Origin of the sequence: Arthrobacter sp. PAMC25564, from assembly GCF_004798705.1 — a bacterium.
Classification (GTDB): Bacteria; Actinomycetota; Actinomycetes; order Actinomycetales; family Micrococcaceae; genus Arthrobacter.
In genome coordinates this window covers 1,190,740-1,204,579 of record NZ_CP039290.1, presented here as the reverse complement: position 1 = coordinate 1,204,579, position 13,840 = coordinate 1,190,740, and the positions used below count along the sequence as shown (strand labels likewise).

General features: G+C 67.9%; 12 protein-coding genes. 7 read left to right on the top strand and 5 right to left on the bottom strand.

Annotated elements, in window-relative coordinates:
* Window positions 1–9 precede the first annotated feature (9 nt).
* Window positions 10–792 (bottom strand): phosphatase PAP2 family protein, encoded by a 783-nt coding sequence (locus E5206_RS05450; protein ID WP_136321605.1) that lies wholly within the window; start codon window positions 790–792, stop codon window positions 10–12.
* A gap of 141 nt (window positions 793–933) precedes the next feature.
* Between E5206_RS05450 and E5206_RS05445 the strand changes: the two genes are divergently transcribed.
* Window positions 934–2,031: a DNA alkylation repair protein gene (locus E5206_RS05445; protein ID WP_136321604.1), complete on the top strand. Its 1,098-nt coding sequence runs from the start codon at window positions 934–936 to the stop codon at window positions 2,029–2,031.
* Between the two features lie 92 nt (window positions 2,032–2,123).
* A complete protein-coding gene (locus E5206_RS05440) occupies window positions 2,124–2,333 on the top strand; it encodes a hypothetical protein (protein ID WP_136321603.1) in 210 nt (69 codons plus the stop codon).
* Between the two features lie 81 nt (window positions 2,334–2,414).
* Here E5206_RS05440 and E5206_RS05435 read toward each other — a convergent pair whose 3' ends face one another.
* Window positions 2,415–3,287, bottom strand: coding sequence for an NAD(P)-dependent oxidoreductase (locus tag E5206_RS05435; protein ID WP_136321602.1), 873 nt, complete (start codon window positions 3,285–3,287; stop codon window positions 2,415–2,417).
* 118 nt (window positions 3,288–3,405) lie between these two features.
* Here E5206_RS05435 and E5206_RS05430 point away from each other — a divergent pair, with 118 nt between their 5' ends.
* From E5206_RS05430 to E5206_RS05415, 4 genes are read left to right on the top strand one after another with little or no spacing between them, the layout of a single operon-like run.
* Window positions 3,406–3,879: a universal stress protein gene (locus E5206_RS05430; RefSeq protein WP_136321601.1), complete on the top strand. Its 474-nt coding sequence runs from the start codon at window positions 3,406–3,408 to the stop codon at window positions 3,877–3,879.
* Entirely contained in the window at window positions 3,876–4,724 is an 849-nt protein-coding gene (locus tag E5206_RS05425; protein WP_205760015.1) for a hypothetical protein, read from the top strand. Before E5206_RS05430 ends, E5206_RS05425 begins: the two co-directional genes overlap by 4 nt.
* A 5-nt stretch (window positions 4,725–4,729) precedes the next feature.
* Window positions 4,730–5,452 carry an SRPBCC family protein gene (locus tag E5206_RS05420; protein ID WP_240689969.1) on the top strand — a complete coding sequence of 241 codons (723 nt, stop codon included), beginning with the start codon at window positions 4,730–4,732 and terminating at the stop codon, window positions 5,450–5,452.
* Window positions 5,449–6,240 (top strand): hypothetical protein, encoded by a 792-nt coding sequence (locus E5206_RS05415; RefSeq protein WP_136321600.1) that lies wholly within the window; start codon window positions 5,449–5,451, stop codon window positions 6,238–6,240. Before E5206_RS05420 ends, E5206_RS05415 begins: the two co-directional genes overlap by 4 nt.
* Window positions 6,241–6,590: 350 nt before the next feature.
* Here E5206_RS05415 and E5206_RS05410 read toward each other — a convergent pair whose 3' ends face one another.
* The 3 genes from E5206_RS05410 to mgtA all read right to left on the bottom strand — a co-directional run bounded on the left by E5206_RS05410 (window position 6,591) and on the right by mgtA (window position 11,216).
* Entirely contained in the window at window positions 6,591–7,013 is a 423-nt protein-coding gene (locus tag E5206_RS05410; RefSeq protein WP_136321599.1) for a DUF302 domain-containing protein, read from the bottom strand.
* Window positions 7,014–7,016: 3 nt separating this feature from the next.
* Window positions 7,017–8,372, bottom strand: a complete 1,356-nt coding sequence (locus E5206_RS05405; protein WP_136321598.1) for a phosphoribosyltransferase — start codon at window positions 8,370–8,372, stop codon at window positions 7,017–7,019.
* Between the two features lie 108 nt (window positions 8,373–8,480).
* Window positions 8,481–11,216, bottom strand: coding sequence for a magnesium-translocating P-type ATPase (gene mgtA, locus E5206_RS05400; RefSeq protein WP_136321597.1), 2,736 nt, complete (start codon window positions 11,214–11,216; stop codon window positions 8,481–8,483).
* A gap of 132 nt (window positions 11,217–11,348) precedes the next feature.
* On the opposite strand from mgtA, the gene E5206_RS05395 reads away from it, so the two are divergent.
* Window positions 11,349–13,829, top strand: coding sequence for an HAD-IC family P-type ATPase (locus tag E5206_RS05395; protein WP_136321596.1), 2,481 nt, complete (start codon window positions 11,349–11,351; stop codon window positions 13,827–13,829).
* The last annotated feature ends 11 nt before the right edge of the window (window positions 13,830–13,840 follow it).

Here is a 13,840-nt window from a genome sequence, read left to right as displayed (position 1 = left end):
GGCTCCTGCCTACTCCGGGCTGGTGTCGGCCTTCGAGAGCGTCCCGGTGACCCGTTCGCCCGGAATCCGGGCGGTCCGCCAGGTGTCCAGCGCGATCACGGCGCCCAGCACCACCAGCGAGATCGAGAACGATGCCAGGGCGTCGGTCAGCCAGTGGTAACCCAGGTACAGCCTGCTGGCCGCAGCGAAGAAAATACCGATTCCGGCCACGATGAAACCGACGACGGCGGCCCGGGGGCTGCTCCGCCGCGAGAAGACCAGGAACGTTGTGACGAGAAGGAAATCGCAGGCGCCCAGGACATGCCCGGACGGGAAGGAGAAGGTCGAGTCAGCCCCGAAGAGCATGAGGTCCACCGGAGGGCGGTGGCGGCCCACAAGGTGGCCGATGATCTGGGCCAGGATGACGCCGGTCAGCATGGCCCCCGCGAGCAGGATCGGCCGCCAGGCGTGCTTGGCCAGGAGACCCCAGGCCACGGTGACCACGAGGACGATGATCGGCAGGCCGACCGGACCGAAAACGATCGCGAGGATGATCATGATGGTCGTGGTGGGTTCGGCGCGCAGCGTCACGAGCCACGAGCGCACGGGTTCGTCGCCGGCGGAGACGCCGCCCTGCTGGAGGACGCCAGCCAGGATCACGACGAACATCACCGCGCCCAGGATCACCAGCGCGGCGGAGGTGCGGTAAAGATTCCTGCGCGCCGGCGCGCTCATGAAGCGTTCTTCGACCACGAACTTCTCGTGGAAGATCCGCCACCAGCCCGGCGATTTGCCTGTTCGATCCTCAGCCATTTTCCATCTCCGCCTCAGCGCCGTATGTGGACATTCTCCGGTGAAGATTACAGTGATTCCGGAATCTTTGGCGTTCCCGGGAGGCTGGTGGCCGGCCCTGCATATCCGGCTCCCGGCGGCAGGCACCGGTAGCCTGAGGGCATGGGCGTCATGAATGAACTGATCAATCAGGCCGTTGTCGGCTCGCTCGGGCGGATCCTCGCCGCAGCGTCACCGCACGCCGGCTGGACGCACCTGGCCAGGGCCGCCGGGAAACTGGATCAACTGAGCCTGCGGGAACGGACGGACCTCATCAGCCGTGCCCTCCTGGCGGATCTGCCGGAGGACTACACGACGGCGGCAGGAACCTTCCGCCTGGCACTCGCCGATCCGGACTTCACCGGCTGGATGATCTGGCCGGTGTCGGAAACAGCCGCCTCCCTGGCCCTGGCGTCTACGGACCCCGGCGGCGTCGAGGACTGCCTGCAGTTGCTCGCCGAACTCACGCCGCGGCTCACCGGAGAATTCGCGATCCGGCGACTCCTCGCCGCCGATCTGGACCGGGCGCTGGCAGCCATCCAGCCCTGGACGTCCCATCCTGACTGGCACGTCCGCCGCCTCGCCAGCGAGGGCACCCGCCCGTACCTGCCGTGGGCCATCCGCGTCCCCGAGATCACGGCCCGGCCGGCAGCCACCCTGCCGATCCTCAACGCCCTGTACCGGGACCAGCAGGCGGACGTCCGGCGCTCGGTGGCCAACCATCTGAATGACCTCGCCCGCCATGCTCCGGACGAAGCGGTGGCAGCGGCGGCCGGCTGGATGGCAGCGCCGGATCTGAACACGCCCCGGGTTGTCCGGCACGGGCTCCGGACCCTGCTGAAGAAGGCCCATCCCGGCGCACTCGCCCTGCTGGGATTCCCTCCGGCATCGCTCGGGGTGTCACCGCCCCGGCTGGACCGCACCGCCGTCGAACTCCCGGGCGAGTTGGGTTTTGAGTTTGAGATCACCAACAACGGCCCCGCAGAGGTCCGCCTCGCGGTCGACTATGCGGTGCACTACATGAAAGCGAAGGGGGATCTCTCGGAGAAGGTTTTCAAGCTGGGAACGCCGGTCCTCGGCCCCGGCGAGACCAGGACATTCTCGAAGCGGCATGCCTTCCGCCAGATGACCACCAGGGTCCACTATCCGGGTCCGCACGTACTCGAACTGCAGGTCAACGGCGTGCGCTACGTTCCGACCGGGTTTATGGTCCGAACCTAGGCCTGCCCTGGACTTGACGGCACTATAAATATCATTTAGTGTTCCTGAATCCATTGGGGCCGGTAAGAATGACCTCCAAGAAAGACATTGCAATGACCACAGCAACCGAATGCATCGAGATCCAAGTCGACAGCCGCCAGGTCCTGGACCAGCGTCTCGACGACGCCGTGAGCGGACTTCAGGAGCTCGCCATGGTCACGGGCACCCACGGCATCCTGCTCACGCGGCTCAAGCCCGGGCACTACACCGCGGCGCTTTCGGATCAGGTTCCCTTCGGCATGACCCGGGAACTCATTCACTGAGCCGGATTGACCGGACCGTGTAGTGGACCCCGGGTCCCGTGCGGACGCGCGAAGACTCGGCGCCCGGGACCTTGCCGGCCCTCAGTCTTCGGTGGGAGTGGTGCGGTTCGAGTGGTAGTGCCGCCAGCTGTGCTCGGGCGAATAGCCCAGGAGTCGCTTGGCCTTGCCGATCGAAAGCATGGTCTCGTGCTCTCCCAGTTCCTTGACCACCGGGACGTTCGGGAACACCTCCGCAGCCAGGCTGGCGCTGGAGCGGCCCATCACGGTGTCTTCGTTGGCGATGATGAACGCCTCGAACCCGGGCTGGCCGTGCTCCAGGGCACGGGCCACCGCCTGGGCGCCGTCGCGCCCGTCGATGTAGCCCCAGAGGTTCCACTTCCGTAGCGTCGCATCGGCGTCGAAGGAGGGGAACTCCTCATAGTCGGCCGGATCCATCACGTTGGAGAACCGCAGCCCTGTGATGCTCAAATCCGGGTCCCAGCGGGTGAGCTGGATCGCCATCTGCTCCTCGAGGTGCTTGACCAGGGAGTATGTGCTTTCCGGCCGGGCCGGGTATTCCTCGTCCACCGGGATGTAGGGAGGGTCGACGTCGAACGGCAGCCCCAGCACTGTCTCACTGGAGGCATAAACGATTTTCTTGATTCCGGCCCGGCGGGCCGCCTGGAACACGTTGTAGCTGGACTGCATGTTGTTCTCGAACGTTGCGGCGTCCGGCGCATGCCCGGGGGCCGGGATCGCGGCCAGGTGCACGACGGCGTCGAAGCCGGCGTGCCGGTCCTCCAGGCCCAGGAAAACGTCCACCACCTGGCCGTAGTTGCGCAGATCGACCTGGGTGGAGCCGGGCCCGCGTTCGCCGGTGCGGTCCAGATTGGTCACCTGGTGACCGTCCTCGATGAGCCGGCGGACAACGCTCCGGCCCAGCTTTCCACTTCCTCCGGTGACTGCAATTATCATCAGGATCTCCTCTGCTGGTCGTGGTTCCACCCTAGGGCCGCAGGCGTTGCCGCACAGCCCCCGCGGCCCGTGACTTTTGGCCCTAGGCAGCATCGGCCGCCAGGGGCAGGCTGGGGCCATGAACGCTGATCAGCGCATAGTCGTGGGCGTGGACGGATCCGAGTTTTCAACGACGGCCCTCCGGCTTGCCGGTCGGCTGGCCACCAGCTTGAATGCGCCGCTGGCGGTTGTCACCTGCCTGGGCACTTCGGATTTCTTTCTGGCATCCCACCTCCCGCCGGAGAGCACCCCCACCCCTTCCCAGCTGGAGGAGGCGGCTAAGCGCCTCGTGGACCAGGCACTGGAACGGGCCTTCGGCGACGCACGGCCGGAAGGACTCACCCGGGAAGTGAAGTTCGGGCCGCCAGCCAAGGTCCTTATCGATGAGAGCCGGGACGCCCAGCTGCTGGTGGTTGGCCGGCGTGGGCACGGCGGCTTCCTCGCCCAGGTCATGGGCTCGGTCAGCGGGGCCTGTGCAGCGCACGCCCATTGCCCGGTGCTGGTGGTCGGCCAGGAGGCCGCGGAGCAGCAGGGCTCCCAGGCAGCGGGATGAGCCCCGGCCGGTGGCCGCTCCGGGCACTCACCGGCGTTCTGACCGTTATCGCGGCCGCCACGGGGCTGTTGTTCCCCGATATTTACGCGCGCGTCGTGCGCCCCGATCTGGTTCCCGGCGCCCTCTCGCAGGATCTGATTTCCGCCATCGCCGGGTTTTCCTTGCTCGTACTGGCCTTCCTTGCCCGCGGCGGCCGCCCCAAGCTACAGATCTCCGCCCTGGGAATCCTCGGCTACCTGTTCTACGCCTACGGGATCTACGTGATCGAGCGGACCTACAACGGCTTCTGTCTCGTGTACATGGCCGTCTTCACCCTGACCTTCTGGGGGTTGGTCTACGGCGCATTGAAGCTGCGCGCGGAGCGGCCGGAACGGGCGAGGCTGCTGAAAGGTGTCAGGGTGCTCTCGGCGTCGGGCGCGTTGCTGCAGCCGCTCATCTTCTATCCGTTGTGGATCGCGATGCTGCTGCCGCTTATGCAGTCCGGCGAGCAGATCGACTCGCTTTATTCTGTCTTCATCCTGGACCTGTGCTTCGTTATGCCCGCGTTCCTGATCCTGTCCGTCCTGACCTTCAGGGGACGCTGGCCCGGGCTCGTCTATGCGCCCGCCCTGTACCTGCTCGGCTTCGCCCTGATCTTCTCCCTCGCTTTGGGCGAGCTGTTCAAGCCGTTCTTCAGCGTCGCCGTGTCGGCGGTGTCACTCTGCTCTTCGCTGGCGCTGTCCGCGTTCTTCCTGGTGTTGGGCGCCCTGCATCTGGGGAAGCTGGAGCTGGGCGTGATGCGGCGCAACGAGACGCACCGCCCGCACACCGGCAGTGCCGGGGCCTTGGCCGGGACGGAAAGGTAGGAGCCATGGCCACGTTCTTGCGTCCCGGAAAGAATCCCACGACAAGGCCCGCACGGCTGCGCGGACCGCTGGCTGCGTTGACGGCGGCGGCCGCCGCGGCAGCCTATGTCCTGGCCGTCCGGCCCCGGCTGCTGCGCTGGGGCGCGACCCCGCAGGAAGCCGCGGGTCCGCTTCCCGGTGACGAGTTTGTCCGGACGCCGCGGATGCAATCCACCCGTGCGGTCACCATCGCTGCCCCGGCGGCCCGTGTGTGGCCGTGGCTTGTCCAGCTGGGTGCCGGCCGCGGCGGCATGTACAGCTACGATGCGCTGGAAAATGCTGCGGGCCTGGGGATACACAGCGCGGACCGGATCCTGCCCGAATTCCAGCACCTGGCCGTCGGGGACATCATCCCGCTGTCCCCCGACGGCGGGATTCCGGTCCGGCGGCTGGAGGTCGAGGCGGTGCTGGGCCTTGGCGGCACCATGGATCCCCGCAGCGGGATGATCGCACTGCCGGGCGTCCCCGGGACCGGCCCCCGGCTGGACCTCGGCTGGACCTTTGTGCTGCAGCCGGTGGACGCCCACACCACCCGGCTCCTGTCCCGGACCCGGTATGACTATTCGCCTGTGGCGCTGGGGCTTGTGCTCCGTCCGGTGCTGGAACCGCTGCAGTTCCTGATGGAGCGGCGGATGCTGCTGGGCATCCGGTCCCGGGCGGAGGGCCGGGTCCGGGGAGGCAAACGGTGAAACCGGCAAGAACGAGCATCATTGCAGGCGTTGTATTGATGCTGGCCGGAATCCTGATGCTGATGGACCTGCTCGGAATCATGAACAGCGCCGTGCTGGTATGGCCGCTGATCTTCGGCGTGGCCGGGGCCGCGTTCCTCACTTTGTTCTTCCGCCGCAGGGACCACTGGTGGGCCGCGATTCCCGGCTCCGTGTTCCTGGGCGTGGCGGCGGTCATCCTGACCGCCCAGCTCTGGCCCGGTCCTGCCGCGGACCGTGCTGGGTCCTTACTGTTCCTGTTCATGGGGGCCGGGTTCGGCGCAGTGTTCCTGCGCGGGCACGGCAACTGGTGGGCGCTAATTCCTTGCGGCGTGATGCTCACGCTGGCGCTGATCGTGGCGCTCCCCGGCGAGCTCCAGGGCATGCCGGTGGCGGCCGTACTGTTCCTCGGCCTGGCCGCCACCTTCGGCGCGCTGTCCCTGGTTCCGGTCCATACCGCCCACCATCCGGGCGCGGCGGCCGTGCAAGGGGCCGCGGTGCCAGGACCGCCGGTCCCAGAACTGCCGTTGTCATCAACCGCCGTCGCACCGGAACTGTCCCGTCCTCGCGAAACAGCGCGGATGAAATGGCCCCTGCTCCCGGCCGGGGTCCTTGCCGCCCTGGGCCTGATTTTCGCGCTGCAGGCCACTGTGCTCCTCACAACGATGGACTTTGTGATTCCGGCGGTCATGGTGCTGGCCGGCCTGGCCCTGCTGACGTATGCCTTGCGCACCCGCCATGGTGGCGGCCGGAAGGCGCACGGCTCCTAGACCGGGACAGCGCGGCCAGTGGGCCTTGTCATTAGTGCGTCGGGTGTCAGGCGGCGGGGTCGGCCAGGACCTGGCCGCAGGCGGTGTCGGGCAGATGCCGTGACGTTGCTCCCCGGTTGCTTCAGCGCCCGGCACAGACGGGCCGCCGAAATCGGGGCTTTTCCGGGACCCGCAGGCGGTCCGGCGGCAAGCAACCGGGAAGGAGCGCGCCCGCTGATCCGGGCATGCCCCACTCAGGGGTCAGCGAGTGGATATATTCCGGTTATGCCCGGTCCCGGGCGCGAAGACTGGGCATGTCCTCCCGCCGCGAAGAGGACCGTGGGTCTGCGAGGGGTACGGGGGTAATACCGCTAAACCGCAGCAGCCGTCCCCGCGAGGTCCGCCATGACCGCGCGGAGCCGGGTCCCGGCGTCGTCCGCTACTTCACGAACCGCCGGGCTGTCACTGAGCTGCACCATGGTCTGCGGATCGACGGCATGGACGATGGTCTCCGTAGCCCCGGTTCCGCGCCGCACCACAACGTTGCACGGCAGTAGCGCCCCCATTTCCGGCTCGGCGGCCAGGGCGCGCCGTGCGAGCTGCGGGTTGCAGGCGCCGAGGATGATGTAGTCGCCCAGTTCCTCTGCCGCGTCCTCGCCGAGCTTGGCCGCGAAGGTGGCCCGCACGTTGATTTCCGAAAGGATGCCGAAGCCCTCGGCGGCGAGCGCTGCACGCGTCTTCTCCAGTGCGTTCTCCCAGCTCAGAGGAACGACGGCGGTGTAGGTATAGCTCATGGATTACTCCTGGGGATTAGATTCAGCCGAAGGCAACAGATAGCTGACAAACCAGTCCCTCGCGAGGATGGCCGCCGCCGCCAGCGTACCGGGTTCCTCGAACAGATGGGTGGCGCCTTGGACCACGGCCAGCTGGTTGGGGCAGCGGAGCATGGCCTTGGCCTGGCGGTTGAGCTCCAGGACCTCGTGGTCGAGGCTGCCAACGATCAGCAGCGTCGGCGCGGTAACGGCCGAAAGCCGGGGACCAGCCAGATCCGGACGGCCCCCGCGCGAGACGACGGCGCCGATCCGCGCCGAGGGTTCGGACGCCGCCCACAGCGCAGCCCCGGCACCCGTGCTGGCACCGAAGTAGCCGACCCTGCAGGAGGCGGTGTCGCCCCGGGTCGCGAGCCAATCGGTTGCCGAGGACAGCCGGCGCGCAAGGAGCTCGATGTCGAAGACGTTGGCGCGGTTACGTTCCTCACCGGGGGTCAGCAGGTCCAGCAGCAGGGTGCCCAGTCCCGCCTTCTGCAGGACCGAAGCCACGAACCGGTTCCGCGGGCTGTGGCGGCTGCTGCCGCTTCCGTGCGCGAAAATCACCACGCCTGTGGCCGGGACCGGCAGGTGGAGCTGGCCCTGGAGCCGGACGCCCCGCGACGGGATCTCCACTTCCTCATCGAGGTCGACGGGGTCGCTGGCCTCGGCTGCCGCCGCATTGCGCGAATCGGGCGGCGAATCCTGCAGCCGCTTGGCTGCGAGGTCGAGCAGCTGCACCACCTCCTCGTCGTCGGTCGGCGAGAAATCACGGTAGTGGTAGCCGACTGCGGTGAACTGCCGCGGCGTTGCCAGGCAGACCACCTCGTCCGGTTCAGTCAGGGCCGCGAGGGTGTCTGCCGGCGCCACGGGCACGGCCAGGATCACCCTAGCGGCCCCCAGCTTCCGGGCTATCCTGCAGGCCACCCGTGCGGAGGAGCCGGTGGCGATCCCGTCGTCGACGATCACCGCGATGCGGCCGGTGAGGTCCGCCCGGGTCCGGCCCTTCCGGAACTGCAGCACCCGCTTCTCCAGCACGGCGCGCTCACGCTCTTCGACGGCCTGCAGTTCCTGGTCCGATACCCTGGCCTGGGCCAGCACATGCTCTTCCAGCACCCGCGCCCCGCCCTCCCCGATGGCACCCATGGCGAGCTCGGGCTGATAGGGAAGTCCGAGCTTCCGCACCACGATCACATCCAACGGTGCGTCCAGGGCGGCGGCAACTTCGAAGGCTACCGGGACGCCGCCGCGGGGAAGCCCCAGGACCACGATGTCCTGGCCCCGCAGTTCCGCCAGCCGCCTTCCCAATTGCCGGCCCGCGTCAACCCTGTCCCTAAAAATGCTCATCGCCGTGGCTCCCCGTCGAGACGTCGGCCGTTGGCCTCATCGGCACCGCGGTCGCCAACTGGCGAATTCCGCAGGCTCGGGAATGGACCCGGTGGCCGCTCCCTTCAACTATCCGCCGGACACCGTGGCCGGGCGAGGGCCTTTGTGCCCGGTTTTGCGCCTTCGACGCTGCCCCGGGCCCCGGTTGGTGAGCAACGGGCCGGCGGCCGGGATACTGAAGCGTGCGGCCCGGCGGGCGATGTGGTGGGTCCTGCCGCGGCGCCGCACCACAGGAGGCTTCGGAACGGCAGGCTGCTGCGCCGCCCGGGAGAAGAACCAGCGCTTGGCGGTTTCCACCAGGACCAGGTACACCACGGTCATGCCCAGCAGGGCAAGGAAGAACGGGACGGGAAGCGGATCGAAACCCAGCACCCCGGCCAGCGGCGAGAGTGGGAGGAAGATCCCGAGTGCCACCACCCCGAGGGAAGCGCCGGCCAGGCCCAAGGACGGCCTGCTGCGGAAGAACGGCACGCGCCGGGTCCGGATGGCGAAGATGATCAGCGTCTGCGTCGCGATGGATTCGATGAACCAGCCGGCGCGGAATTCCCCGGGGACCGCGTCGAAGACGAAGAGCATCAGGGCGAACGTCGCAAAGTCGAAGAGGGAGCTGATCGGTCCGAACAGGAACATAAAGCGCCTGATGAACCCGATGTTCCAGTGCGAGGGGGCCAGCAACTGTTCTTTGTCGACACGGTCGCCCGGAATGGCCAGCTGGCCGGTGTCGTAGAGCAGGTTGTTCAGCAGGATCTGCCCCGGAAGCATCGGCAGGAAGCTCAGCACCACGGAGGCGGTGGCCGCGCTGAACATGTTGCCGAAGTTGCTCGAGGTCCCCATCAGCACGTACTTGATGGTGTTGGCGAAGATCCGCCGGCCTTCCATCACTCCTTCGGCGAGGACCCCCAGGTCCTTGTCCAGCAGCACGACGTCGGCTGCGTCCTTGGCGACATCGGTGGCGCTGTCCACGGAAATGCCGATGTCCGCTTCGTGCAGGGCAAGCGCATCGTTCACGCCGTCGCCCATAAAACCGACGGCACCGCCGCTCTTGCGCAGCAGCCGGATGATCCGGGCCTTCTGTTCGGGCGAGACACGCGCGAAGATGCTTGCCTCCCGTGCCGCTGCGCCCAGTTCGGCGTCGGACATGGCTTCCACCTCGGTGCCGGTGAGCGTCCCGCCCGAGAGCACACCGAGCTCGTCACAGACCTTTTCGGCGACCTTGGCGTTGTCACCGGTGGCGATCTTGACCGTGATGCCGAGCGCCGCAAGCTGGTCCAGGGAGGCCCGGGCGTTGGCCTTGGGCCGGTCCAGGAAGATGAGGAAGCCGGCCAGGACCAGGTCCTTCTCGTCGGCCGGCGTCATGTCCTCCAGACCGGCGGCCGGGCGGGTGGCCACCGCCACCACGCGGGATCCGGCGTCGAACTGCTCATCCAGCAGGGCCTGCACGCTCGCCGGGGTATCGACGCACAACGCAAGGACGTCTTCCGGGGACCCCTTGGTGATCATCCGGGCGGGGCCGCCGGCGTCGCGGACCAGCACGCTGGTCCGGCGCCGCTGATGGTCAAAATCGATCACGTCCAGGCGCTCGTAGCGTGCCGGATCGAAGGCTGCGGCCTGCGCTGACGCCCACAGTGCGGCGTCCAGCGGGTTCAGGCCCACGGCGGACGCCTTCGCCTCGGAATACTCGGCTTCGGTGGCGAGCAGCCCCAGGGTGAGGAGATCGCCGTCGGAGATCCCCGGGGTGGCGGGCAGTGCCCCAGTGAAGCTGATCCGTCCTTCCGTCAGCGTGCCGGTCTTGTCCGTGACCAGAATGTCCATGTCGCCGAGGTCTTCGATGCAGACCAGGCGCTTGACCAGGACCTTTCGCCTGGCCAGCTGGCGGGTGCCGGTGGCCAGGCTGGTGCTGACGACGGCGGGCAGCAGCTGCGGGGTGATCCCGACGGCGATCGCCAGCGAGAACAGCAGCGATTCGATCACGGGCCGGTGCAGCAGCAGGTTCGCGATGAAGATCAGCGAGGTGAGGGCGATCGCCACCTGCAGCAGCAGGTAGGAGAAGCGCTTGAGGCCCAGCTGGAACTCGGTCTGGGGCTGCCGCTGGCCCAGGCCCAGGGCGATCCGGCCGAATTCGGCCCGGCCGCCGGTGGCGACCACCACGCCCGTGCAGTTGCCCGACTGGATCACGGTTCCCATAAAAAGGCAGGATGTCAGGTCGCCCAGCGCCGCGCCGCCGGGCACCGGTGCCGGGTCCTTGCCGGCCGGCAGCGATTCCCCGGTCAGGATGCTTTCATCGCACAGCAGGTCCTTGGCCGTCAGCACCCGCATGTCGGCCGGGATGATCGCACCGATCCCCAAATGAACGACGTCGCCCGGCACCAGGGCGGTGACGTCAACGTCGCCGGCCGACCCGTCGCGGACGACAACGGCGCGGTGCGTGACGCGCGAATGCAATGCCTCGGCGGCGCGTTCGGCCCGGAATTCGTTGCTGAATCCCAGCCCCACGCTGACCAGCAGGATCACACCGATGACGATGGAATTCGTGGCATCCCCCAGGAAGAGCGAGAGCCCGGCGGTGATGAGCAACAGGATCAGGATGGGGCTGCCGAACTGCCGGCCAAGGACAGCCCAGCCGCTGGCCCGGTGGGTCCGGACCGCGTTCGGACCCACCTCCGCGAAGCGCTTGGCGGCCTCGGCGCCGCTCAGCCCGTCCACGCTGGAGCCCAGCTGTTCCAGGACCTCGTTCAGGGGGAGTCTGGCGGCGTCGGCGATGGTTACCGGCGGGGAGTGCGACTCCTGTACGTCGAGCTCTGGCATGCGGAATCCATTCGACAAGTTCAAGTTACCGCTCAGGGTACGTCCTCAAGCTGAATGGGCGCCAAAGCCATGCCACACTGAAAGCGTCGGGCTCCAGCTTGGAGCACCCAGGACCACCGAAGATTGGCGCATATGGCTCAGCGAGGCACCCAGGACGTGGCCGGCCACCGGAGTCCGGCCCGGCACTCCCTGAAGGCGCTGACCCGTCGTGGGCTGACTGCCAACGACGTCGCTGACCGCGTCCGCGACGGCCGGAGCAACGCCGTTCCCAACAACACGAGCCGGAGCCTGTGGCACATCTTCCAGGCCAACGTGCTGACGCTCTTCAACGGGATCGTGGGCGCCAGCTTCCTGCTCCTGCTGTTCCTGGGCCAATGGAAAGATGCGCTCTTCGGTTTCGCCGCCGTCGGAAACGCGATCATCGGCGTGGTCCAGGAGTTCCGGGCCAAGATTCAGCTGGACCGGCTGGCTGTCCTCAATTCGCCCACCGCGCGTGTCCTGCGGGACGGCGCCGTCCAGGTGATCGGGCCTGCGGACGTGGTCCAAGACGACATCCTTGAGCTTCAGACCGGCGACCAGGTCCCCGCGGACGCCGCCGTCCTCGACGAGGACGGCCTTGAGCTGGATGAATCGTTGCTCACCGGGGAATCCCGGCCGGTGGGCAAGAACGCGGGCATGGAGGTCCTGTCCGGCTCCAGCGTGGTCGCCGGCCACGGCAGGGCCCGCGTGATCCGGGTGGGCGCCGACTCCTATGCCGGCCGGCTGACCGCGCAGGCGAAGCTCTTTTCCCTGGTCCATTCGGAGATCCGGGACAGCCTCAACCGGATCCTGCGATGGATCACCTTCGCGCTCCTGCCCATCATGGCCATCGTCGTCAACGGCCAGATGCAGGCCCTGGGCGGCTGGGAGGAAGCCTTCCGCACCGGAAGCTGGCCGACCGGGGCGGTAGGGTCGGTGGCGGCCGTCATCGCCATGATCCCGCTGGGCCTGGTGCTGATGACCAGCGTCGCCTTCGCCGTCGGCGGGCTCCGCCTGGCCCAAGGGAAAGTCCTCATCCAGGAACTGGCCGCCGTGGAGGGCCTTGCCCGGGTCGATGTCCTGTGCCTGGACAAGACGGGCACACTCACCGAGGGCCGGATCATTTTCGACGCCGTCCACCCCGCCGGCGGCACCCCGCCCGAAGGATGGAAACTGGCGCTCGGGTGGTTCGGCGCCGACCCCCAGGCCAATGCCACTGCCCGGTGCGTGGCCCCGCATTTTCCCCATCCTGAGGCCCTCGTCCCGGTCTCCACCGTCGCGTTCTCGTCGGCGACAAAATGGAGCGCGGTCAGCTTCGGCTCTGCCCCTGCCGGCGCGGACGTGTCCACGGGGTCCGGCGGCGCCGGCAGCGAGGACGCCGCGGGCACGTGGGTGCTCGGGGCGCCGGACATAGTGCTTGACGGCGGGGCGGAAACCGAAGCCGCCCTGGGGACGGCATCGGACCTTGCCGCCTCAGGCCTCCGCACCCTCGTGCTGGCCCACGCTGCGGGCACCCTGAAGGTCCCCGACGCCGGAACCCCGTCGCTGCCGGATGGGCTGGTTCCGGCTGCGCTCCTGACCTTCCGGGAGAAGATCCGCCCGGATGCGGCACGGACCCTGGCCTATTTCCGGGAGCAAGGTGTCGGGCTCCGCGTCATTTCCGGCGACGACCCCCGGACCGTGGCAGCGGTGGCCCGCGAGGTCGGGCTCGAGTCCGACGGCGGCTACGATGCCAGGCAGCTCCCCCGGGATCCTGACGAACTGGCAACTGTGATGGAGCAGCACACAGTGTTCGGCCGGGTGACACCTTCGCAGAAGAAAGACATGGTCCTTGCGCTCCGCCGCTCCGGCCATGTTGTTGCCATGACCGGTGACGGTGTCAACGATGCGCTGGCCCTCAAGGAGGCGGATATCGGCATCGCCATGGATTCGGCCGCGGCCGCCACGAAGGCGGTATCCCGGCTGATCCTGCTGGACGGCCGCTTCGACCGCCTGCCGGGCGTGGTGGCGGAGGGACGCCGGGTCATCGCGAACATTGAGCGCGTGTCCATGCTGTTCCTCGCCAAGACCGCTTATGCCGTCGGATTGTCCGTCGTCTTCGGCGCCCTGTTGTGGGGGTTTCCGTTCCTCCCCCGGCAACTGTCGGCGACCGACGGACTGACTATCGGCATCCCGGCGTTTTTCCTCGCGCTGATGCCGAACTTGCGCCGGTACCGCCCGGGATTCCTCCGGCGGTCCCTGTCCTTCGCCGTGCCGGCCGGACTGATCGTCACCGCCACGATTCTTGCCATCTCGCTTTACGCCCGGGTCAGCGGAGGCTTTACCGAAGACGCGGTGCGGACGGCGTCAGTGCTGGCGTTGTCGCTGACGGGGCTGTGGATTCTTTCGGTCCTGTCCCGGCCGTTCGATCTGCGCCGCCTGGGCATTATTGGCGCCATGTACGCCGCGCTGGCTTTCGTGCTGGGAGTCCCGGCCGTGGCTGACTTCCTCGGTATCGAATGGCCGCCTGCTCCGCTGCTAATGGCAACGCTTGTTGCCTCCTTTGCCGCCAGCGTCGCCGTCGAGGTCCTGGGCCGGATCCGGGCCCGCGACTGATTCCGCTCCGC